At 71.7% G+C, this 20,128-nt stretch carries 20 protein-coding genes; 7 read left to right on the top strand and 13 right to left on the bottom strand.

The features are described from left to right. Positions 1-188: 188 nt before the first annotated feature. The 3 genes from ACZ6CV_RS25330 to ACZ6CV_RS25320 all read left to right on the top strand — a co-directional run bounded on the left by ACZ6CV_RS25330 (position 189) and on the right by ACZ6CV_RS25320 (position 2,522). Positions 189-1,214, top strand: coding sequence for a 6-phosphofructokinase (locus tag ACZ6CV_RS25330; protein ID WP_469252984.1), 1,026 nt, complete (start codon positions 189-191; stop codon positions 1,212-1,214). Between the two features lie 108 nt (positions 1,215-1,322). Then, positions 1,323-2,273, top strand: coding sequence for a cytochrome c oxidase assembly protein (locus tag ACZ6CV_RS25325; protein WP_362373205.1), 951 nt, complete (start codon positions 1,323-1,325; stop codon positions 2,271-2,273). Between the two features lie 87 nt (positions 2,274-2,360). Continuing rightward, positions 2,361-2,522 carry a hypothetical protein gene (locus ACZ6CV_RS25320; protein WP_358708901.1) on the top strand — a complete coding sequence of 54 codons (162 nt, stop codon included), beginning with the start codon at positions 2,361-2,363 and terminating at the stop codon, positions 2,520-2,522. A gap of 59 nt (positions 2,523-2,581) precedes the next feature. On the opposite strand, the gene ACZ6CV_RS25315 is transcribed toward ACZ6CV_RS25320, so the two are convergent. Next, complete coding sequence (locus ACZ6CV_RS25315) at positions 2,582-2,995, bottom strand: SSI family serine proteinase inhibitor (RefSeq protein WP_469252983.1); 414 nt, start codon at positions 2,993-2,995, stop codon at positions 2,582-2,584. Between the two features lie 210 nt (positions 2,996-3,205). Between ACZ6CV_RS25315 and ACZ6CV_RS25310 the strand changes: the two genes are divergently transcribed. Further along, positions 3,206-3,940: a lysophospholipid acyltransferase family protein gene (locus ACZ6CV_RS25310; RefSeq protein WP_469252982.1), complete on the top strand. Its 735-nt coding sequence runs from the start codon at positions 3,206-3,208 to the stop codon at positions 3,938-3,940. Positions 3,941-4,053: 113 nt separating this feature from the next. Here ACZ6CV_RS25310 and ACZ6CV_RS25305 read toward each other — a convergent pair whose 3' ends face one another. Next, the gene (locus ACZ6CV_RS25305; RefSeq protein WP_469252981.1) at positions 4,054-5,691 is read right to left on the bottom strand and encodes an alpha/beta hydrolase; all 1,638 of its coding nucleotides are present in this window, start codon (positions 5,689-5,691) and stop codon (positions 4,054-4,056) included. Positions 5,692-5,917: 226 nt separating this feature from the next. On the opposite strand from ACZ6CV_RS25305, the gene ACZ6CV_RS25300 reads away from it, so the two are divergent. From ACZ6CV_RS25300 to ACZ6CV_RS25290, 3 genes are all read left to right on the top strand, one after another. Further along, the gene (locus tag ACZ6CV_RS25300; protein WP_469252980.1) at positions 5,918-7,129 is read left to right on the top strand and encodes a metallophosphoesterase; all 1,212 of its coding nucleotides are present in this window, start codon (positions 5,918-5,920) and stop codon (positions 7,127-7,129) included. Between the two features lie 229 nt (positions 7,130-7,358). Beyond that, entirely contained in the window at positions 7,359-8,024 is a 666-nt protein-coding gene (locus ACZ6CV_RS25295) for a DUF4232 domain-containing protein (protein WP_469252979.1), read from the top strand. 93 nt (positions 8,025-8,117) lie between these two features. Further along, positions 8,118-8,984, top strand: coding sequence for a GNAT family N-acetyltransferase (locus ACZ6CV_RS25290; RefSeq protein ID WP_469252978.1), 867 nt, complete (start codon positions 8,118-8,120; stop codon positions 8,982-8,984). A 45-nt stretch (positions 8,985-9,029) separates the two neighbouring features. Here ACZ6CV_RS25290 and ACZ6CV_RS25285 read toward each other — a convergent pair whose 3' ends face one another. From ACZ6CV_RS25285 to ACZ6CV_RS25235, 11 genes are read right to left on the bottom strand one after another with little or no spacing between them, the layout of a single operon-like run. Next, a complete protein-coding gene (locus ACZ6CV_RS25285; protein WP_469252977.1) occupies positions 9,030-10,271 on the bottom strand; it encodes a lytic transglycosylase domain-containing protein in 1,242 nt (413 codons plus the stop codon). 56 nt (positions 10,272-10,327) lie between these two features. After that, on the bottom strand, positions 10,328-11,164 hold the full coding sequence (locus tag ACZ6CV_RS25280; RefSeq protein WP_469252976.1) for a hypothetical protein: 837 nt from the start codon (positions 11,162-11,164) through the stop codon (positions 10,328-10,330). A gap of 26 nt (positions 11,165-11,190) precedes the next feature. After that, complete coding sequence (locus ACZ6CV_RS25275; RefSeq protein WP_469252975.1) at positions 11,191-11,739, bottom strand: hypothetical protein; 549 nt, start codon at positions 11,737-11,739, stop codon at positions 11,191-11,193. 26 nt (positions 11,740-11,765) lie between these two features. Next, positions 11,766-12,557 carry a hypothetical protein gene (locus tag ACZ6CV_RS25270; RefSeq protein WP_469252974.1) on the bottom strand — a complete coding sequence of 264 codons (792 nt, stop codon included), beginning with the start codon at positions 12,555-12,557 and terminating at the stop codon, positions 11,766-11,768. Then, positions 12,554-13,072 (bottom strand): hypothetical protein, encoded by a 519-nt coding sequence (locus ACZ6CV_RS25265; RefSeq protein ID WP_469252973.1) that lies wholly within the window; start codon positions 13,070-13,072, stop codon positions 12,554-12,556. The genes ACZ6CV_RS25270 and ACZ6CV_RS25265 overlap by 4 nt, the downstream gene beginning before the upstream one ends. Then, positions 13,069-14,391 (bottom strand): MlaD family protein, encoded by a 1,323-nt coding sequence (locus ACZ6CV_RS25260; protein ID WP_469252972.1) that lies wholly within the window; start codon positions 14,389-14,391, stop codon positions 13,069-13,071. Before ACZ6CV_RS25260 ends, ACZ6CV_RS25265 begins: the two co-directional genes overlap by 4 nt. Continuing rightward, positions 14,388-15,671 (bottom strand): MCE family protein, encoded by a 1,284-nt coding sequence (locus tag ACZ6CV_RS25255; RefSeq protein WP_469252971.1) that lies wholly within the window; start codon positions 15,669-15,671, stop codon positions 14,388-14,390. Before ACZ6CV_RS25255 ends, ACZ6CV_RS25260 begins: the two co-directional genes overlap by 4 nt. Beyond that, on the bottom strand, positions 15,668-16,723 hold the full coding sequence (locus ACZ6CV_RS25250) for an MCE family protein (RefSeq protein ID WP_469252970.1): 1,056 nt from the start codon (positions 16,721-16,723) through the stop codon (positions 15,668-15,670). Before ACZ6CV_RS25250 ends, ACZ6CV_RS25255 begins: the two co-directional genes overlap by 4 nt. After that, the gene (locus ACZ6CV_RS25245; protein ID WP_469252969.1) at positions 16,720-17,823 is read right to left on the bottom strand and encodes an MCE family protein; all 1,104 of its coding nucleotides are present in this window, start codon (positions 17,821-17,823) and stop codon (positions 16,720-16,722) included. The genes ACZ6CV_RS25250 and ACZ6CV_RS25245 overlap by 4 nt, the downstream gene beginning before the upstream one ends. Further along, positions 17,820-18,878 (bottom strand): MCE family protein, encoded by a 1,059-nt coding sequence (locus ACZ6CV_RS25240; RefSeq protein WP_469252968.1) that lies wholly within the window; start codon positions 18,876-18,878, stop codon positions 17,820-17,822. Before ACZ6CV_RS25240 ends, ACZ6CV_RS25245 begins: the two co-directional genes overlap by 4 nt. Continuing rightward, a complete protein-coding gene (locus tag ACZ6CV_RS25235) occupies positions 18,875-20,128 on the bottom strand; it encodes an MCE family protein (protein ID WP_469252967.1) in 1,254 nt (417 codons plus the stop codon). Before ACZ6CV_RS25235 ends, ACZ6CV_RS25240 begins: the two co-directional genes overlap by 4 nt.

The following is a 20,128-nucleotide window of genomic DNA, read 5'->3' as shown; positions in this document are numbered from 1 at the left end:
CCGGAGGAAGAGCCCGCGCGACACGCGGGACGAGAGCCCGCTTGACGCCCCGCCCGCACATGTGAGCGGGGCCGTCCAGCCCTCGGACGCCTGATGCGGCCCCGCCCCCCGGCGCCTATAGGGTGGCGGGGATCCAGCCGGACGACGTGGTCCGGTCACCGACCCACGTTGCAAAGGTATTCCGGGCCATGCGCATTGGTGTGCTGACCTCCGGCGGCGACTGCCCCGGCCTGAACGCCGTCATCCGTTCCGTCGTGCACCGCGCGGTGGCGGACCACGGCGACGAGGTCATCGGCTTCCACGACGGCTGGAAAGGCCTCCTGGAATGCGACTACCGCAAGCTGGACCTCGACGCGGTGGGCGGCATCCTCGCCCGCGGCGGAACGATTCTCGGCTCCTCGCGCGTCCAGCCCGCCCATCTGCGGGACGGCGTGGAACGCGCCAAGGGGCACGTCGTCGACCTCGGCCTCGACGCGATCATCCCGATCGGCGGTGAGGGCACGCTCAAGGCGGCCCGGCTCCTCTCCGACGCGGGTCTTCCCATCGTCGGTGTGCCCAAGACGATCGACAACGACATCGCCGTCACCGACGTCACCTTCGGCTTCGACACCGCCGTGGGCGTGGCGACCGAGGCGCTCGACCGGCTGAAGACCACCGCCGAGTCGCACCAGCGCGTCCTCATCGTCGAGGTCATGGGGCGGCACACCGGCTGGATCGCCCTCCACTCGGGCATGGCCGCCGGTGCGCACGCCATCGTCGTCCCGGAACGCCCCTTCGACATCGAGGAGCTTGCGGCGAAGGTCGGCGAACGCTTCTCCGCCGGCAAGAAGTTCGCGATCGTCGTCGCCGCCGAGGGCGCCAAGCCCCGCGCCGGCTCCATGGAGTTCGACGAGGGCGCCAAGGACATCTACGGCCACGAGCGGTTCGCGGGCATCGCCCGGCAGCTCTCCCTCGAACTGGAACACCGCCTCGGCAAGGAGGCCCGGCCGGTCATCCTCGGCCACGTCCAGCGCGGCGGCACCCCCACCGCGTACGACCGCGTCCTCGCCACCCGCTTCGGCTGGCACGCCGTGGAGGCCGTGCACCGCGGCGAGTTCGGCAGGATGACGGCGCTGCGCGGCACGGACATCACGACGGTGCCGCTGGCCGAGGCCGTCGAGACGCTGAAGACCGTGCCCGACGAGCGGTACGCGGAAGCGGAGTGCGTGCTGTAGGTCCGGCGCCCGTCGCCTTACTCGCCCCCGGTCGTGTCTGCGGCCGGGGGCGGTTCTAGTCTGGTGCGGACACACGTCGCACAATCCGCACGAATCAGGAGCCACTGGATGGATCACAGCGGGCACGGCATGAACATGGATCTGCCGCCGTTCACGCTGGGGCGAGGCCTGGAACTCTCGGCCGACCCCTTCTTCCTCATCGGCTGCCTGGTGGCCCTCGCCCTGTACGGGTGGGGCGTGGCCCGGCTCGTGCGGCGCGGCGACAAGTGGCCGGTCGGCCGCACGATCGCCTTCGTGATCGGTATCTTCACGGTGCTGCTCGTGATGTGCACCAAGCTCAACGACTACGGCATGGTCATGTTCAGCGTGCACATGTCCCAGCACATGGTGATCAGCATGCTCTCGCCGATCCTGCTGCTGCTGGGCGCGCCGATCACACTGGCGCTGCGGGCGCTGCCGGTGGCGGCGCGCGGCAGCAAGGGGCCGCGCGAGTGGCTGCTCTGGCTGCTGCACAGCCGGTACATCAAGATCATCACGCACCCCGCGTTCACCATCCCGCTGTTCATCGCGAGCCTGTACGCGCTGTACTTCACGCCGATCTTCGACACGCTGATGGGCTCCAAGGCGGGCCACATCGCGATGATGGTGCACTTCCTCGCCGTCGGCCTGGTCTTCTTCTGGCCGATCATGGGCGTCGACCCGGGCCCGCACCGCCCCGGTTACGTAATGCGGATGCTGGAGCTCTTCGCCGGCATGCCGTTCCACGCGTTCTTCGGCATCGCGCTGATGATGGCCACCCAGCCGATGATCGGCACCTACATGCACCCGCCCGCCTCACTGGGCATCGACGCCCTCGCCGACCAGGAGGCCGCGGGCGGCATCGCCTGGGCCTTCAGCGAGATCCCGTCCGTGGTGGTCCTGGTCGCCCTGCTCTTCCAGTGGCGCAAGTCGGAGGACCGCGAGGCACGGCGCAAGGACCGCGCCGCGGACCGCGACGGCGACAAGGAGCTGGAGGCGTACAACGCCTATCTGGCCTCACTGGCCTCTCGCGGACGCTAGCGCCCGGGGGTCGTTCCGGGTGACGATGGTCTGAGGACCGAGGTCTCGGCGCACGGGCGTCGCAGGCCGCCGGGAGGAGGCTGAGCGATGCCCAGTTCCACGAAGACCATGGGTGGGTTCACCATCGGAGGGCTGGTCATGGTGACGGCCTACACGGTGGCCCTCGGAAGCAACGGCTGGCTGTGGTTCGGCTGGGTGGTGGTCGGCCTGATCACGCTGGCGATGGTCCTGTCGCGCGGGACGCCCTGAGGCCCGGGTGGCCCCGCGTGGGCCTGGGCGGCGGAGGCGGCGACGGCCTAGGGGGCTCGTCAGAAGCGGAAGACGTGACCGGTCTCGTTCTGCAGGGCGCAGGCGTTCGGATAGGTCTTGTGCCAGCTGACGTTCCGGCCGCGGAACGTGCCGGTGGCGGTCGCGGTGACCGGCTCGAACTCCTTCGTGCAGACGCGCGGGTCCGCCGGGAGGGCCTCGAAGTCCCCGGCCGCCTCGGCGATCTCCGCACAGGCCTCGGCCGCCGCGGGGTGGTGCCCCGACGGCTCGGGCTCACACCGCAGCAGCACGCCGCGGATCCAGGTGTTCTCGTCTCCCGAGAGGGTGAGGAGAAGCCCGCGCTTGGGGGCGGAAACGGTGTCAGCGGAAGCGGTGTCCGCAGCCTGGGCCGGGACGGCCGCGGCGAGCGCGATGAGGGTGACGGCCGCGAGAGCGGACGGGCGCGTTGAGCGCATGGTGACCTCCGGAGGAGGGTTCGGTGACGTTCCGTGGCGACGGGGACGCCGGGCAGAGGCCAGGGCACTCCCCGTACGGGCCGTCGGTCCAGCCGCCGCGCCGATCGGTCCCCCGCGCGGCCGCACGCAAGGGCCCGAACGGGCTCTCGCATCCGTGCGCTCGATTGGCTACTGTGCGTCGGCACCGGGACGAGGGGGAAGGCTGCCGCCATGTTCTACCTACTGCTCAAGCACGTGATCCTCGGCCCGCTGCTCCGGGTGATGTTCCGGCCGAGGATCGAGGGACTGGAGCACGTGCCGGACAACGGCGCGGCGATCGTCGCGGGCAACCATCTGTCGTTCTCCGACCACTTCCTGATGCCGGCGATCATCAAGCGCCGGATCACCTTCCTCGCGAAGGCCGAATACTTCACGGGGCCCGGCATCAAGGGCCGGCTGACCGCCGCGTTCTTCCGCAGCGCCGGACAGATTCCGGTGGACCGCTCCGGAAAGGAGGCGGGCCAGGCCGCCATCCGTGAGGGGCTCTGCGTGCTGCGCAAGGGCGAGCTCCTCGGCATCTATCCGGAGGGCACCCGCTCGCACGACGGACGGCTGTACAAGGGGAAGGTCGGCGTCGCGGCGATGGCGCTCAAGGCGCAGGTGCCGGTCATCCCGTGCGCCATGATCGGCACGTTCGAGGCGCAGCCGCCCGGCCGGAAGGTCCCGAAGCTGAAGCGCGTGACGATCCGCTTCGGCGAGCCCCTCGACTTCTCCCGTTACGTCGGCATGGACGACGAGAAGGCGGTGCTGCGAGCCGTCACCGACGAGATCATGTACGCGATCCTCGGGCTCTCCGGACAGGAGTACGTGGACAAGTACGCGGCGGTCGTGAAGGCGGAGGAAGCGGAACGCGCGGCGGCGAGGGCCAGGGAACCCCGGAAGTTCCCGAGGATGCCGCTGAGCTGAGCGGCTCGACGCCGGGCGCGCGATGAGGCGGACCGCAGCGGCCGGAGGCCATATGCCGAACCGGCCGCCACCGGGACGGAGCACCCGATGACGGCCGGTTCGGCGTCGGTTCCCTACGGCTTCGGCGTGGCGTGCGGGCCGCAGGTCACGTCGGAGGCGTCCGACGTGCCGGTCAACAGGTAGGTGTCGACCCGGTCGTTGATGCACGGGTTGACGAGTCCGGTGACCCCGTGGGATCCCGCGCCCTTCTCCGTGATCATGCGGGAGCCCTTGAGGCGCTTGTGCAGTTCGACGGCGCCCGTGTACGGGGTGGCCGCGTCACGCGTGGACTGCACGATCAGCGTCTTCGGCAGCCCCTTGTGGCTGCGGATCTCCAGCGGCGTCTGCTGCTTGCTCGACCAGGTCGCGCAGGGCAGGTTCATCCAGGCATTGGCCCAGGTCATGAAGGGGCTCGTCCGGTGGATGCGGGAGTTGTCGCGGTCCCACGTCCGCCAGCTGCGCGGCCACTTCGCGTCCGCGCACTCGACGGCCGTGTAGACGGCGTTGCTGTTCTCCGAGGCGGCGTTGCCGGCCTTGTCGCTCGGGTCGGGGCTCGCCGCCGCGATGAGGGGCTTGGGGTCCCCGGCGACGTACTTGCTCCAGTTCGTGGCGATCTCGACCCACGAGGAGTCGTAGTACGGCGCGCTCTGGAAGTACGCGATGAGCTCGGCCGGACCGACCACCCCGTCCAGGGGCTGCTTCTTCGCGGTGGCGCGCAGCTTGTCCCACTGGGCGCGGACCTTGCCGACGGTGGTGCCGAGGTGGAAGGCGGAGTGGTTCTTCGCGACCCACTTCATCCAGTCGGCCAGACGCTTCTCGAAGGCGACGTCCTGGTCGAGGTTGACCTGGTACCAGATCTTGTCCCGCGACGGGTCCACCACGGAGTCGAAGACCATGCGGCGGATGTGGGTCGGGAAGAGGGTGCTGTAGACGGCGCCCAGGTAGGTGCCGTAGGAGACACCGAGGTAGTTGAGCTTCTTCTCGCCGAGTGCGGCACGGATGACGTCCAGGTCACGGGCGGTGTTGGGCGTCGTCATGTGCGGGAGGAGGCGACCGCTGCGCTCCTGGCAGCCGTCCGCGTACTCGGCGGCGAGCTTGCGCTGGGCGCGCTTGTCGGCCTCGCTGTCGGGGACCGGGTCCGGCTTCGGGGCCTTCACGAACTCCTGCGGGTCCACGCAGGACACGGGCGCGGAGTGGCCGACGCCGCGCGGCTCGAAGCCCACGAAGTCGTAGGCCTTCGCGGTCTTCTTCCAGAGCTCGCTCTTGGTGGTCACCCGGCGCGGGAAGCGCAGGCCCGAGCCGCCGGGGCCGCCCGGGTTGTACAGGAGGGCGCCCTGGCGGTCGCTCTTGTCACCGGTGTTGCCGATGCGGTCGACGGCGAGCTTGATCTTCTTGCCGTCGGGCTTGGCGTAGTCCAGCGGGACGGCGACCCAGCCGCACTGGATCGGCTTCTCGAGCCCCCAGTCGGCGGGGCAGTCCCGCCAGTCGATGCCGGCCTTCGCCGCGCGCTGGGCGGCGAGCGCGGCACCGCGGGCCTCACGGTCCTTGCCGGAACGGGCCGCGACACCGCTGCCCGCACCGGCCTCGGCGTTCGCCGTCGGCGCCGCGACGGCGCCGGCTATGAGCGTCGCCGCGACGAGGGCACCCGCAGAACCGAGCACCGCCGTCCGTCTGGTCCCTGGGGTCCTTCTCAAGTGGGGCCTCCCGCACATCGATTCGAGCAGATTCGATCAGTACGGGGGATCCTTGCGCCTGTGTGGTGGCTGAGAACAGATGAGGCGGGCGTTCTTTACCAATCCGATAAACGGATTGATCCGACCCGGTGAGCGGTTCCCGCGCGCCAGCAGGAACCGGCGGGACGTCCCTCTGGGACCGCCGGATACATTGCGCGCGTCGACAGTCCGGCCGCAGGGGTCCGGCGACGGGAGGAGGGGAAGCGTGACCGACACCGGCGAAGCGCGATCCGCTGACGAATCAGCGCAGGAGACCCGGCGGAGCCCACTGCGCGTCTTCATGCGCTACATCCCCTTGATCGCCCCCATCCTGCTGTGGACCGTGCCCTGTTGGGTACTGCTGCACGCAGGTCAGCACTGGCCGCTGCCCGTCACTCTCGTCGGCACCGCCCTGTTCGCCCTCGGTCTGATCGGTATGCCGCTGGCGATGATGCGCGGCCACGGCCGGCGGCAGCAGGACCGGGCGGCGATCGTCGGGGACATCCTCCTCGGGACCAGCTGGGTGCTGTTCACCTGGTCCGTCCTGCTCGGCGTCCTGCCGCTCGTCATCCTGGCCGTGGCCGGCGCGGGCGACGGGCAGAACCGGGCCCGGATCGTCACCTGCGCGGTCCTCGGCGTGTCCGCCGTCCTGCTCGCCTGGGGATACGCCGAGGCGCGCCGCGTTCCACGGGTGCGCCACGTCGACGTGCACCTCCCGCGCCTGGGCGCCGGGTTGGACGGCACCCGCGTCGTCCTCATCACCGACACCCACTACGGGCCGCTCGACCGTGCCCGCTGGTCGGCGCGGGTCTGCGAAAGGGTCAACACCCTGAACGCGGACCTGGTCTGCCACACCGGCGACATCGCCGACGGCACGGCCGAACGCCGCCGCGCCCAGGCCGAACCGCTCGGCACCGTACGAGCCACCCGGGCCCGGGTCTACGTCACCGGCAACCACGAGTACTACAGCCAGGCCCAGGGCTGGGTCGACCTGATGGACGAGCTGGGCTGGGAGCCGCTGCGCAACCGTCATCTGCTGCTCGAACGCGGTGGCGACACCCTCGTGGTCGCCGGCGTGGACGACGTCACCGCCGAGTCCTCCGGTTTGGCAGGACACCGCGCCCACCTCGCCGGAGCCCTGCACGGCGCCGACCCCGACCTGCCGGTCCTGCTCCTGGCCCACCAGCCCAAGTTCATCGACCGGGCAGTGGCGGGCGGCGTCGACCTCCAGCTCTCCGGTCACACCCACGGCGGCCAGATCTGGCCCTTCCACCATCTCGTCCGCATCGACCAACCCGCCCTCGCCGGCCTCAGCCGGCACGGCGCCCGCACCCTCCTCTACACCAGTCGCGGCACCGGCTTCTGGGGCCCGCCGTTCCGCGTCTTCGCCCCCAGCGAGATCACGCTGCTGGTGCTTCGCTCCCCGCAGCGACCCTGACTGCGACAACGCGTCGAGGGCGCGTACGGCCCGGTGGTGCGCCCGAAGGTGACGCCCCGTCGGGCCTCAGGGGCAGCGCGAGGGCCATGAGGGCAGCGCCTGTGACAGAACGAAGACGTCGTGGAGGAAGGGCTGTAACTCGGTGCGGGATACAAATAGTTACGACCGCAGGCACCGCGCCCGCCGCACCCACCGCCCCCGTACACGTCGATTCCTTCTGGGAGAAGCCATGAAGAACACCCGCATCACCGCTCTCGCCGCCGTCAGCCTCGCCGCCGCCCTCTCCCTCACCGCCTGCGGCGGTGACGACTCCGGCACGGACGCCTCCTCCCAGGGCTCCTCCGCCTCGAACTCCTCCTCGAACGGTGACGCGAAGTCGGAGGCCGGCTCGGGCTCGGGCAGCTCCAAGGCGGGCGAGCAGCAGTCGGGGTCCGGCGAGGACCTGACAGCCGAGGCAGCCGCGGGCGGCACGAAGAAGAGCGGCGGCAAGGTCACGTTCTGCAAGACGCAGGACCTCGCCATCGACGCCCAGGACGCCGCCCCCGACGAGAACACCGGCCGCATCGACGTCACCATGACGAACCGGGGTTCGACCACCTGCTCGGCGACGGGCTTCGCGGGCGTCGACATCAAGGACGCCGACCACACCAGCAGCCCGATCGAGCGCGGCCAGGCCCAGCCCCGGGTCACCACCCTCAAGCCCGGCGACGCCGCCGTCTTCAACCTCGCCTACGACATCGACACCAGCGGCGAGAGCCTCGCGTCGCCGACCCACATCCTGGTGACGCCCCCGAACGAGACCCACACCGTCACCCTGAAGTGGCCCGCGGGCGCCGGGGACATCAAGGGCGCCTACACCGACGTGCAGGTCTACCCCACCCACACGACCAACTAGGGCCGTGCCCCGTCCAGTTGCGTGTCCCGCCGGTCCCGCCGGCCGTGCAAAACCAGGTGCGGCCGGTCGCCGGGATGGTGTGGGATGCGGGACATGACGATCGTTCTGAACGAGCCCGGCGTCGACGCGTTGACCGACGCCGTGGAGGCCCTCCGCGTATGGCAGGACGACCGCACGCCGCTGCAACTCCATCCCGGAGACCTCGGCTGGGCCTGGGCGCTGGGTGGGGAGAGACTGGCCGCCGCCGTCCGCACCTGGAGCGTGGACGGACGGATCGTCGCCGTCGGATTCCTGGACGGCCCTGATGTGCTGCGCCTGACGACCGCGCCGGACCTGCGACAGGACGACGCTCTGGCACGCCGGCTGCTGGCCGACCTCGACGATCCGGACCGCGGGGTCCTGCCGCCCGGGAAGGTCGGCCTCGAAATCCCCCAGGGCGCCCTGCTCCGCGAGGTCCTCCTGACGGCGGGCTGGCATCTGGACGAGCCGTGGACGCCGCTGCGCCGCGATCTCTCCGGGCCGGTGCAGGAATCCGGCCTGCGGGTGGAGGTGGCCGGCCCGGAGACGGCGGGGGTACGGACCGCAGTGCACCGCTCGGCGTTCGGCAGCCCGACGTTCACCGAGGAGGTCTGGCACGTCCTCGCGGCCGGGCCGGTCTACGCCGACGCCCGCTGCCTGATCGGCTACGACGACCGGGACAACGCGGTGGCCGCGGCGACGGTCTGGTCGGCCGGACCCGGCAAGCCCGGCCTCCTTGAGCCGGTGGGCGTACACGCCGACCATCGCGGTCGCGGCTATGGCACGGCTGTCAGCGTCGCCGCTGCGGCGGCGCTGCGTGAACTGGGTGCGTCGAGCGCACTCGTCAGCACCCCGAGCTCGAACGCTGCCGCCGTCGCCGCCTACCAGGCGGCCGGATTCGAGGCGTCGCCCGAACGGCTGGACGTCAGCCGAGCCGCCTGAACATCATCCGCCGCCCGGCTGAGGCCTCCGGTGATCGACAGGACGTCAGATGTCGGTGCCGGACGCCGAGGGGTCCGGGCAGGGTTCCTCCTCTCCCGGAGCCGACGGGTCGGGGGCGGGTGCCGCGCCGGTGCCCGGTGCGGGGCTCTCCGACTCGGAGGGGCAGTCCTGCGGCGTGGACGGGCTCGGGGTCGGCGTGGGCGTCGGCGTCGCGGAGTCGGACGGGGACGGCTGCGGTGGACGGGTGGGGTCCGGTCCCGGGGTGGACGGGGTCGGCCCGGGTGACGGCGAGGACGGGCCCGAGTGCGACGGAGAAGGGGACGGGGACGAGGAGGGCTTGTCGGGGTCGGGGCCGATGATGATGCCGCCGCCACCGCCCTTGCCGCCGCTTCCCCCACGGCCGCCCTTGTCGACCGGACCGGTGGCCGGAGTGGCGCCGCCCGCGCCGGGAGACTTCGGGATGACGCCCTTGCCGTCGGGCACCGGGTGCACGCCTCTGCGGTAGAAGTCCAGCCAGGTGCGGACCAGTTCGAGGTAGGCGCGCGAGTTGTTGTAGCTGAGGACCGCCCGGTCGAGATCGGCTGTCCGGCTCAAATCGCGCTCCCCGGCACACAGATAGTGGCCGGCCGCCAGCGCCGCGTCATAGACGTTGTTGGGGTCGTCGCGGCCGTCCCCATTGCCGTCCGCGCCCCAACGTGCCCAGGTCGACGGCAGGAACTGCATCGGTCCCACCGCTCTGTCGTACACCGTGTCGCCGTCGTGGACGCCGCCGTCGCTGTCCAGGATCAGGGCGAAGTTCCGGCCGTCGAGTGCCGGTCCGGTGATCCGGCCGAGTGTCGTGCCGTGCCGGTCGACCGCGCCGCCGCGCGCCTGCCCGGACTCCACCTTGCCGATGGCGGCGAGCAGTTCCCAGGGCAGCGCACAGCCGGGGTCCGTCCGGCCGACGGACCGCTGCGCGGCGCGGTAGGCGCGCAGCACGGTCCCCGGAATGCCGGACGCGGCTCGCTCCTGGGTGACCCTCGCACTGTGCGGCGGGGCGTCGGGGGCGACCAGGGGTGGTAGCTCGGTGTGGTACGAACCGTCGTCGGGCGGGGCGAGTTCGGAGTACGGGAGGACCCCGGCCGGGGCGGCGGCACGGTCGTCTGCGGCCGCACGGGCGCTCTCCTCGTGCGGGAATCCGGGGGCCTGGGAGGCGGTGAGCGCCGCCACTGCGGTCACGGCGATGGCGGTGGCCCGCAGACCCCGCCGGGTCCGGACGGGCAGGCGTCGGGCGCGGTGTTCGGGCATGGTCTGTCACTCCCTGGTGGGGACGCGGGCGGGGCGTGCGTGGGGGCGTGGCGGGGTCAGCGGCTGAAGGTGTCGATGGCCGAGACGAGCCAACGCCCGTCGTGCCGCTCGACGTCGAGGGCGAACATCGCTCCTGCGTATGTGCCGTCGTCTGCGGCCTTCTTGTCACCGGCCGTGCTGACGCTGCTCTGGTCGGCGTAGACCAGGACACGGCCCCGGTCACCGTCGATGCGCTCGACCGCGCTGTCGGTGACCGTGGTGGTGATCACCGCCTTCTGCTTGCCGGCCCGCTCGCGAATGTCGCCGAGGAGGTTCCGGTGCTGGGCGACGGCCCGCCCCGTCAGCCATTCCTTCGCGGCCTCGTCGAGCGCACGGGGATGGGCGTGGTCGTACGAGAAGAGGGCGCCGACGGCCTTGGCCGACTGGCCCTTGATCTCGCTGGTTCGGGCGGTGTCGGATAGGGCGGTGTTGCGTGCGGCCGGTGCGTCGCGGAGTGCCTCCGCCCGGGCATGCGCCCAGCCGGCGAAGCCGCCGAGGACAAGGATCACGAGGCAGAGGGTTATGAGTGTGCGGCGGGGGGCGGGGCCGCGCGGGGGTGTTGCGTGCGGTTGGTCGGTGTCCTCGCCCGCGGGCGCGGGCGCGGCCTTTTGGGTCGTGATGGTCGTGGCCGTGGTGCGCAGGCCTTCGCGGGGCCGGGCGACGTCGGTACGGGACTGGGCGGCGTCGGACGTGGCCGACGTGCGCACCGCGTCACGGGGCCGGGCAGCGTCGCTCGTCGCCGAGACGCGCACCGCTTCACGGGGCCGGGTGGCGTCGGACGTGCCCGGGGTACGCAGGGCCTCGCGGGCCTGGCGGCGGCGGAGGTTGTTCAGGTGGTGGCGGGTCGTCGGCATCGTGTGTCGTCCTCTCCTGCGGCCGGTCAGCCGGCCGGCGTGCCGCCGACCGGGGCCTGGCCGAGCGCGCTGAGCTTCCAGTCGCCGTGGGTGCGGGTCAGTTCGCCGAGCATGCGGCTGTCCTTGTCGGTGCTCGCGTCGCCGGGCGCCTTCACCGTCACCCGCAGGGCGACCAGGACGCGGGCCCGGCCGGCCCGGGTGTCGAGTTCGGTGAGCGCGCCGGACAGCACTTTGGCCGTGGTCACGGTCTTGGCGGTCTTCACCTGGGTGCTGAACTTGTCCCGCCCCGACACCAGTTGCTCGTGCAGCTCACCGGTGGTGGAGGACTCCCAGAGGTCCAGGCCCCGGCCGATGCCGCGGTGGTCGAGGGTGTTGAGGTTCTGGACGGCCTGTTCACCGGCGGCGAGGGCCGCGTCGCGCTGCTCCGCGTAGCCCGACGAGTCGTCGTGCGCCGCGTGGTACCAACCCCAGCCCGCCCACGCGGCGAAGCCGCCCGCGATCAGGGCGAGTGCGAGGGCGAGGGCCGTGACCGGCGCCGCCCCGAGCCAGGCCGGTCCCCTGGTCCCACGTCTCATCTGCGTTCCCTTCTCCCCGCGCGCGCTCAGCGGGTCCTGATGTCGACGATGCGCCACCGGTCGTCCTCCCACCGCGCGGTCACCGTGAGCTGTGCCGCCGCGGAGGTGGTGCGGGCCTTGCCGCGGTGCGAGATCTGGTCGAGGAAGACCAGCAACCGCGCGCTGTCCGCGTCGAGTTCGATCACTCCGGTGCGTACGGCCTGGGTGCTCAGGGTGATGTGCCGGGCGGCGAGGTCCTCGCGGATCCGGCCCATCAGTTCCGTGTACTGGCGTTGGGCCCGCCCCGCGAGGACCGACCGGGCCGCGCGCTCGGTGGTGTCCAGGCCGTTCGGCGTGTACGAGAAGACGCGGGCGAGCGCGTTGCCGACGTCACCGGCGACACGGGTGGTCGCCTCGGCGTCGGTCAACGCGTGGTTCTCGGCGGACGGGGTGGACCTCAACTGATGGGCGCCGTACAAGAAGCCGGAGCCGGCGACGACGAGGATCGCGGCGCACGCCGCGGGAACGACGCGCCTGGCGAAGCCGCCCCGGCGCCGGACGCCGCCACGGCTCTCCGACGGCTCCTCCTGGGAGGCGCCCGGGTCGGGCTCGGACTCCGCGCCGGTGCGGGGCCGTTCGCCCTCCGCGTCCGTGCGGGGCTGTTCGTCCTCCACATCGGTGCGGGGCTGTTCGCCCTCCGCTCCGGTGCGGGGCTGTTCCTCCTCCACGTCCGTGCGGGGCCGGCGATCGTCCGCGTCGGCGCTGGGTTGCTCGTCCTCCGTCCCGCCGGCCGGAGGCGCGGCCTCCCGGGACCGTCCGATGTGCAGCAGCCGTGTCATCGGCTCTCGTCCTCCTTCGCCGGCCGCGCGAGCGGTACCGCGCTCAGTGCCTTCACCTTCCACTCGCCCTCGCCGGTGCGGACCAGGACCGCCTCCAGCCGTTTGCGGTCCGTGGTCGGCTTCTTCGTTCCGGCGGGCGTGACCTCGACGCGCACGGTGGCGAGGATCTTGGCCGTGCCGGCGCGAGTGTCGAGGCCGGTGAGCGCCGCCTCGGTGACCGTGCCCCGCGCCGAAGCCCCTTTCCTGGGCGTGGTGTTGGCCAGTTCGTCCCGCAGCGGACCGGTCGACGCGGCGCGCCAGTCCGCGATGCCCGCCCGTGCCCGCTGCCGGGTCGAGGCGTCGAGGGTGTTGAGAGCGGTGAGCCGGTCGCGCCCGTCGGACAGCGCCTCGTCGCGTTCACGGCCGTACGCGAGGGAGTCGTCGCCCCGCGCCTGTGCGTACGTCCACGCCCCGGTGCCGCAGAACGCCAGCGCCAGTACCAGTCCCGCCCCCGTGAGGACGCGCGCCCGCCTCATCGGTCCGACTCCGGGTCCGCCCCGAGTAGTTGCGGCAACCCGGTCGCTCCGGCGCCGCCCGTGTCCGGCAGGGCCAGCGCACCCGGCAAGGGCGCGGCGGACTTCGACGGAGCCCCCGCGCCACCCGTGTCGCCCGTACTGTCTGCGCTGCCCGCAATTCCCGTACTGCCCGACGGCAGGGAGCCGGGCTTGGCCGGGTCCGGTACCGGGCCGCCACGGGGTGCATGGGCGGAGCCTCGTACGTTGACGCCGCTCGCGGCCGGTGCCGTGCAGGAGGCGTCGGTGTTGAGGGCGGGGGCGGTGCCGAGGTCCAGGCCGGTGCGGTACCGGGTGCCGCCGTAACCGTCGGTGCACGGAAGGGGCTTGAAGAAGGTGACGGCCAGTCCGAGCTTCATGGTTCCTCCGTCGACGGCGGTGGCGCCGGCCGAGACGGCCGCCGGGTACTTCACGAGGAGTTCCTCGATGCCGCGCTGTCGGGTGACGGCGACCTCGGAGGTGGTGAGCAGGTTTGCGAGCACGACGCCCAGGCTGGGGTCGAGGTCCCGCAGCACCCCGCTGACCTGCGTGGCCGCGTCCGGTGTGACGGTGAGGAGCCGGCGCAGGTCGGCGTCGGAACCCTTCAGGGTGCGGGCGAGTTCCGTGGCGCCGTCGGCGAAGCCGCGGATGGCCTTCGCCTCTTCGGCCTGGGTGCGCAGCACGGTCTCGCCGTCGCCGAGCAGGCGGGTCGTCGAGGGGAGGTTGCGGTCGGCGGCCTCGATGAAGGCGCTGCCGTTGTCGAGGAGCACCTGAAGATCGTCGCCGTGCCCCTCGAAGGTCTTGCCGAACTCGTCGACGACCGTGCGCAGATCCTTCAACGGCACGGAGCGGACGAGGTCGTTCACGCTGGCGAGCACGTCGGTGACGGGCGCGGGCACCTCGGTCTCCGGCTGTTCGATCCGGGAGCCGTCGGCGAGGTGGGGGCCGGTGTCGCTCTCGGGCCGCAGGTCGATGTACTGCTCCCCGACGGCGGAGAGTCCGGCCACCACGGCCCGGGTGTCGGAGGGGATGCGGGGGGCGGATTTCTTGATGCGCAGCTCCGCGACAACCCCGTCCTCGGTGAGGTCGATCGGCCCGACCCTGCCGACCGAGACGCCCCGGTAGGTGACGTCGGAGTGGATGAAGAGCCCTCCGGTGCGGGCGAGTTCGACCTTCACGGTGTAGTAGTCGGCGACGCCCACGTACCGGCCGAGGTCCGCGTAACGGATGCCGAGGAAACCGAGGACGAGGACGGCGATGAGGAGGAAGGCCAGGTTCTTCAGGCGTACGGCGAGGGTGATCATCGCTTCGCGCCCCCGTCCCCGGAGTTCCCGCCGGGTGTCGGCACGGATGTGGGTGTCGGCACGGACGTGGGTGCCGGTACGGAGGGCAGGGGCAGCGGCGCCGCGGGGGAAGCCGTGACTCCGGTGCCGGGTCGCCGCTTGCCGGGTGCCGCGCCCCGCTCGCGCTGCCCCGTGGGGGCGGTGGGCGTGGCGGTGGGCGAGGGCGTGCTCTGCGGCACCAGGGGCGGGATGATCTGGGTACCGGGAGCGGCCGTCATGTGCAGGTACACGTTGAGGTAGTCGCCCTTGACCCCGTTCAGCACCTCGTCGGTGAACGGATAGGTGAGCAGCACCTGGAGGGAGTCGGGCAGGTCGCCCCCCGCGTCGGCGAGGGCCTTGAGGGTGGGGGCGATGGCTTTGAGGTCGGCGACCATGTCGTCCTTGCTCGCTTCGACGGTGGAGACGGCGACACCGGACAGCCGGTCCAGGGAGCGCAGCATGGTCAGCAGTGAGCCGCGCTGTTCGTCCAGGGTCTTCAGGCCGGGTGAGAGGTCGGACAGGACGGTGCGGACGTCGTCCTTGCGGCCGGCGAGGGTGGTGGCGAGCCGGTTGACGCCGTCGAGCGCGTCGGTGATCTCGCCGCGGTGGTCGTCGAGGTTGCCCACGAGTTTCTCGACCCGTTTCAGTACGGAGCGCACCTCGGGTTCGCGTCCGCCGAGAGCCTTGTCGAGTTCCCGCGTGATGGTCTTGAGCTGGTTGACGCCGCCGCCGTTGAGCAGCATGGACAGCGCGCCGAACACCTCCTCGACCTCGGTGTTGCGGCCCGTGCGGGAGAGCGGGATGACGCCGCCGTCACCGAGCCTGCCCCCGGCGGACGACTTGGTCGGCGCGACGAGACTGACGTACTTCTCGCCGAGCAGGCTGGACTGTTCCAGGCGGGCGCCGGCGTCGCGGGGCAGCCGGACGTCGCCGTTGATCTCCATGGTGACGCGGGCCGACCACGCGTCGCCGTCCAGGCGGATGGAGTCGACGCGGCCGACCGCGACGTCGTTGACCTTGACCGCCGCGTGCGGCACCAGACTGAGGGCGTCGTCGAGTTCGGCGGTGACGGTGTACGGGTGGGAGCCGAGGTCGGCGCCGCCCGGCAGGGGCAGGTCCTCGAGTCCGTCGAAGCGGGGGACGGTGACGGAGAACGCGCCGAGGGCCAGCGCGAAGCCGAGGCCGAGGGCAAGAAGTCCGCCGAGGCCGGCACCGGTGGCGGCCGAGGTGGTGAGCACCCGCCGCCGTACGACGCGCTTCACCGCTCCCCCTCCCCCGAGGCGGAGGACGGGGCCGGGGACGTGCGTGAGGGCGAGGGCGTGGTGCCGCCGGTCGCCGGCAGGGGCAGCAGCGGGCCTCCCATGCTGATCTCATTGAGGTTCGCGCGGCCGTCGATCCTGCCGTGGTCGGTGTCGTAGGCGCCGACGAGATTGCCCGCGGCGAGCGGTGCGACGTCCAGGGCCTCGGTTAGCGCGGTGCGCTGGCGGACCAACGTCCGGGTGATCGGGACGAGCCGCTCGACGTTCTTCTTCAGCTCGCCCCGGTTGTCCTTGATGAAGGTCTTCACCTGGCCGAGGGCGGTGCCGAGTTCCTTGAGCGCGCCCGCGAGGTCGTCCTTGTTGTCGGCGAAGTAGCCGACGACGGTGTCCAGTCGCTCCTGCGCCGTGCGTACGCCGCTGTCCTTCTTCTTCAGCATGGTGGTGAAGCTCTGGAGGCCGCGGACGGTGGCGAACAAGTCGCCACTGGACCCGTCGAGGGTCTTGGTGGCCTTGCCGAACTCCTCGATGCTCTTGCCGATGTCCTCGCCGTTCCCGTCGAGGTTGGCGGCCCCGGTCTTCAGCAGCTCCGACAGGGCGCCGGCGGAGTTGGCCCCGTCCGGCCCGAGTGCCTTGCCGAGGTCGGTGAGCGAGGCGTAGAGCTGGTCGATCTCGACGGGGGTGCGGTTGCGGGAGGCGGACAGTACGGCGCCGTCGGCGAGGGCGGGTCCGGAGCGGTAGGCCGGGGTGAGCTGGACGTAGCGGTCGGAGACGACGCTCGGCGCGACCACCAGGGCCCGCGCCGACCTCGGTACGCGTACGCCGTCGTCCAGCGCCAACTCGACCCGTACCCGGGTGCCTTGGGGCCGGACGGACTTCACCTCGCCGACCCGGACGCCGAGCACCCGCAGATCGGAACCGGCGTAGATGCCGACGGCGCGGTCGAAGTAGGCCGTGACGCGGGTGCCGGCGGAGTCCAGGACCCGCACCGTGACCAGTCCGGCGGCGACGACGGCCAGGGCGATCGCGGCCGCGAGGAGTTTTCTGCGCTTGCTCATCGCTCACCGCTCCCCCGCGCCGCCGCCGACTGCTTGGGCGGCATGCACGATCTCTTGGGCTGGGACTGCGCGGGCAGGTAGTCGCGGGGCACCACGCCGCACAGATAGCTGTCGAACCAGTGGCCGTTGCCGAGGGTGTTGCCGACGAGCCGGTAGTAGGGGCCGACGAGGGCGAGCGTCCGGTCCAGCTGGGTGTTGTTGGCCTTCAGGACGGTGGTGACACGGCCGAGCGCCTTCAGGGTGGGGCCGAGCTGTTTCTCGTTGTCGTCCACCAGGCCGCTCAGTTCGGTGCCGAGGGCGCGGCTGCCCTTCAGCAGGGCGGTGATGGCCGTGCGCCGGTCCCGCAGTTCGCCGAGGAGTGGTCCGGCATCCTCGATGAGGGTCTCGAAGCTGGACTTCTTCTCCTTCAGCGTCTTGGTGAACCGGGCGCTGCCCTTGAGGAGTTCGGACAGTTCGCGGTCGCGCTTGGAGACGGAGCGCGACAGGTCGGAGAGCCCGGTGGCGGCCTTGCGGACGTGCTTCGGCGAGTTCTCGAAGGTCTCCGAGATCGTCTCGAAGCTCTTGGCGAGCTGCTTCGTGTCGATGGCGTCGACGGTGGAGCCGAGGTCCTGGAACGCCTGGGTGACGTCGTACGGCGAGGTGGTGCGGTTCCGCGGGATGCGATCGTCCGCGTCCTGCTTGCCGGTGCCGAGCGGGTCGAGGGCCAGGTACTTGTCGCCGAGCAGCGTCTTGATGGCGATGGCGGCGGTGGTCCGGTCGCCGATCCAGACCTTCTCCACCTCGAAGGTGACCTTCACCCGGTCGCGGTCGAGGGCCACACCGGTGACCTCGCCGACCTTGACGCCGGCGACGCGCACCTCGTCCCCCTCGTCGAGACCTGCCGCCTCGGTGAAGTCGGCGCTGTAGGTGGTGCCGCCGCCGGTGAGGGACAGCTGGTCGGCGTTGTAGGCGAGGACGGTGAGCAGCGCCAGCAGGAGCAGGCCGACGAGGGCCACCGTGATCGGGTTGCGCTCCTTGACGGGCTTGAGGCGGGGCCGGCGGGCGCGCCGGGGCGCGGGGGCGGGCGCGGCGGGAGGCTGAGGCCGCTGCAGCAGCGTCATGCGCCGCACCTCGCTTCGGTGACCGCGATGCCGGTCGGCGGCTTCGCGCCGGTGGAGGTGGTCACGCCGTCCACCCGGGCCTCGCAGAGGTAGAGGTTGAACCAGGAGCCGTACGACGACAGCCGGCCCAGGGCGGTCAGCTTGGCGGGGGTCCGGTCGAGGAAGTCCTCGATCTGCGGGGTGGCGTCGCCGAGGTTGCCCGAGAGCCGGCCCAGTTCGCGGATGTCCTTCTTCAGGGGCGCGCGGCCCTCGTCGAGGAGGTCGGCGGTCACGGTGGTCAGGTCGCCCATGGCCGTGACGGCCTTGCCCAGGGGCTTGCGGTCCGCGTTGAACCCGCTGACGAGCTTCTGGAGGGTGTCCACCAGGTCGTCGAAGCCGGCCTCGCGCTCGTTGAGGGTGGTCAGGATCGTGTTGAGGTTCTTGACCACCTGGCCGATCACCTTGTCCTTGGCGGCGACCGTCGTGCTGACGGAGCCGATGTGCCGGATGAGACCGTCGACGGTGCCGCCCTCGCCCTGGAGGATCTGCACGATGGAGCCGGCGAGTTCGTTGACGTCCTTCGGGGAGAGGCCCTCGAAGAGCGGCTTGAAGCCGTTGAAGAGCAGGGTCAGGTCGAGCGCGGGGACGGTCCGGTCGAGCGGGATGGTGTCGCCGGCGTCGAGCGTGCCGCCGATGTCGCCGCTGCCCCGGTCCAGCGCGATGTAGCGCTGCCCGACCATGTTGAGGTACTTCACGGCGGCGGTGGTCGAGGTGGGCAGGGACCGGTCGTCGCGGACGGTGAAGGTGACCTGGGCGGTGCGCCGGTCGACGACGCGGACGTCGGTGACCTCACCGACCTCGACCCCGGAGATCCGTACGGTGTCGCCGTCGATGACGCCGGTGGCGTCGGTGAACAGCGCCTTGTACGAGAGGCTGTCGTCGCCGACGCCGGTGCCGGAGACGCTCAGCCCGAGGACGGCCGTGGCCAGCGCGGTGACGACGAGGAAGACGAGGGACTTCAGCACCGGGCCGGTCAGCGGGCGGCGCCGGGTGTGGGAGGTGTGCGGGGCGGTCATCGCAGGGTCACCTCCGTGCCGCGCAGCGCCGGGCCCGCGAGGAGGCTGCTCCACTCGGGCAGGGAGGTGGGAGCCTTGCCGGTGGCGGGGGCGAGGAGTTCGTTGACGAGGTCGTTCTCCTGGGGGGAGTTGGCCGGGCCGAGGTCCTGCTCGGTGGCCGCGGAGGCCTGTACGGCGGGTTTCGCGGCGACGCCGAGGTAGGGCACGGGGTAGCAGCGCGGGCCGCCGCCGGCGCCGTAGGAGGGGGTGTCGCGGCCGGGCCGGTAGGCGCCGCGGGAGGACACGGTGGTGACGTCGACGCGCAGTCCGGGCCGGTCCGTGCCCTTGCCCAGCGCCTTGTCCATGGCGGGGACGAAGTCGGCGAGGGTGCGCAGGGTGCAGGGGAAGGCCGAGGAGTACTCGGCGAGCAGTTCCAGGGTGGGCCGCGAGGAGGCGGAGAGCCGGATGATGTTGTCCTCGTTCTGCCGCAGGAACGCGGTCATGTCCTCGGCCGTCGTGGTGGTGGCGCCGAGCGCGCCGGACAGTTCGCTCTCCTTCTCCGCCAGGGTTTTGGTGGTGGTGGTGAAGTCGGTGAGGGCCGTGAGGATGTCGGGGGCGGCGTCGGCGTAGACGTGGCTGACCTTCACGAGCTCCTTCAGATCCCGGTTGAGCGTGGGCAGTTGCGGGTTGAACTTCCGCAGGTGGGAGTCGAGGACGGCGAGGGTCTCACCGAGCCGGTCGCCGCGCCCCTCCAGCGCCCGGGAGACGGCGGAGAGGGTGGCGGAGAGCTTCTGCGGCTGGACGGCGGTGAGCGTGGGCAGCACGTTGTCGAGCACCTGCTGGAGTTCGACGGCGCTCGCGGAGCGGTCCTGCGGGATGACGGCGCCCGCCTCCAGCGTCCGGGCGGCCGGCGACCTGGGCGGTACGAGGGCGACGAAGCGTTCGCCGAAGAGGGTGGTCGGCAGCATCTGGGCGCGCACGTCGGCCGGTATGCGGGCGAGGCTGCCGGGGCGCAGGGCGAGGGTGAGCCGGGCGCCGTCGTCGGTGGCGTCGATCTCGCGGACCTCGCCGACGACGACGCCGCGCAGCTTCACCTCGGCGCCCCGGTGCATCTCGTTGCCGACGCTGCCGGTCTCCACGACCACCGGGTCGGAGTCGGTGAACTGCTTGTCGTAGACGGCGATCGCGAGCCACACCAGCAGGGCGGGGACCACCAGGAAGACCACGCCGGCGAACCGGCGGCGCACCGTCGCGCCCAGTGCACCGCTCAT

The sequence above is a fragment of the Streptomyces sp. NPDC041713 genome, assembly GCF_055591085.1.
Note: the sequence above shows the minus strand (reverse complement) of the source record. Positions and strands in the feature narration are given on the sequence as shown.

Bases quoted from the DNA above. Each gene is read 5' to 3' on its own strand.
- ACZ6CV_RS25330 (WP_469252984.1), top strand. From the start codon at position 189: ATGCGCATTGGTGTGCTGACCTCCGGCGGCGACTGCCCCGGCCTGAAC.
- ACZ6CV_RS25325 (WP_362373205.1), top strand. From the start codon at position 1,323: ATGGATCACAGCGGGCACGGCATGAACATGGATCTGCCGCCGTTCACG.
- ACZ6CV_RS25320 (WP_358708901.1), top strand. From the start codon at position 2,361: ATGCCCAGTTCCACGAAGACCATGGGTGGGTTCACCATCGGAGGGCTG.
- ACZ6CV_RS25315 (WP_469252983.1), bottom strand. From the start codon at position 2,995: ATGCGCTCAACGCGCCCGTCCGCTCTCGCGGCCGTCACCCTCATCGCG.
- ACZ6CV_RS25310 (WP_469252982.1), top strand. From the start codon at position 3,206: ATGTTCTACCTACTGCTCAAGCACGTGATCCTCGGCCCGCTGCTCCGG.
- ACZ6CV_RS25305 (WP_469252981.1), bottom strand. From the start codon at position 5,691: ATGTGCGGGAGGCCCCACTTGAGAAGGACCCCAGGGACCAGACGGACG.
- ACZ6CV_RS25295 (WP_469252979.1), top strand. From the start codon at position 7,359: ATGAAGAACACCCGCATCACCGCTCTCGCCGCCGTCAGCCTCGCCGCC.
- ACZ6CV_RS25290 (WP_469252978.1), top strand. From the start codon at position 8,118: ATGACGATCGTTCTGAACGAGCCCGGCGTCGACGCGTTGACCGACGCC.
- ACZ6CV_RS25285 (WP_469252977.1), bottom strand. From the start codon at position 10,271: ATGCCCGAACACCGCGCCCGACGCCTGCCCGTCCGGACCCGGCGGGGT.
- ACZ6CV_RS25280 (WP_469252976.1), bottom strand. From the start codon at position 11,164: ATGCCGACGACCCGCCACCACCTGAACAACCTCCGCCGCCGCCAGGCC.
- ACZ6CV_RS25275 (WP_469252975.1), bottom strand. From the start codon at position 11,739: ATGAGACGTGGGACCAGGGGACCGGCCTGGCTCGGGGCGGCGCCGGTC.
- ACZ6CV_RS25270 (WP_469252974.1), bottom strand. From the start codon at position 12,557: ATGACACGGCTGCTGCACATCGGACGGTCCCGGGAGGCCGCGCCTCCG.
- ACZ6CV_RS25265 (WP_469252973.1), bottom strand. From the start codon at position 13,072: ATGAGGCGGGCGCGCGTCCTCACGGGGGCGGGACTGGTACTGGCGCTG.
- ACZ6CV_RS25260 (WP_469252972.1), bottom strand. From the start codon at position 14,391: ATGATCACCCTCGCCGTACGCCTGAAGAACCTGGCCTTCCTCCTCATC.
- ACZ6CV_RS25250 (WP_469252970.1), bottom strand. From the start codon at position 16,723: ATGAGCAAGCGCAGAAAACTCCTCGCGGCCGCGATCGCCCTGGCCGTC.
- ACZ6CV_RS25245 (WP_469252969.1), bottom strand. From the start codon at position 17,823: ATGACGCTGCTGCAGCGGCCTCAGCCTCCCGCCGCGCCCGCCCCCGCG.
- ACZ6CV_RS25240 (WP_469252968.1), bottom strand. From the start codon at position 18,878: ATGACCGCCCCGCACACCTCCCACACCCGGCGCCGCCCGCTGACCGGC.
- ACZ6CV_RS25235 (WP_469252967.1), bottom strand. From the start codon at position 20,128: ATGAGCGGTGCACTGGGCGCGACGGTGCGCCGCCGGTTCGCCGGCGTG.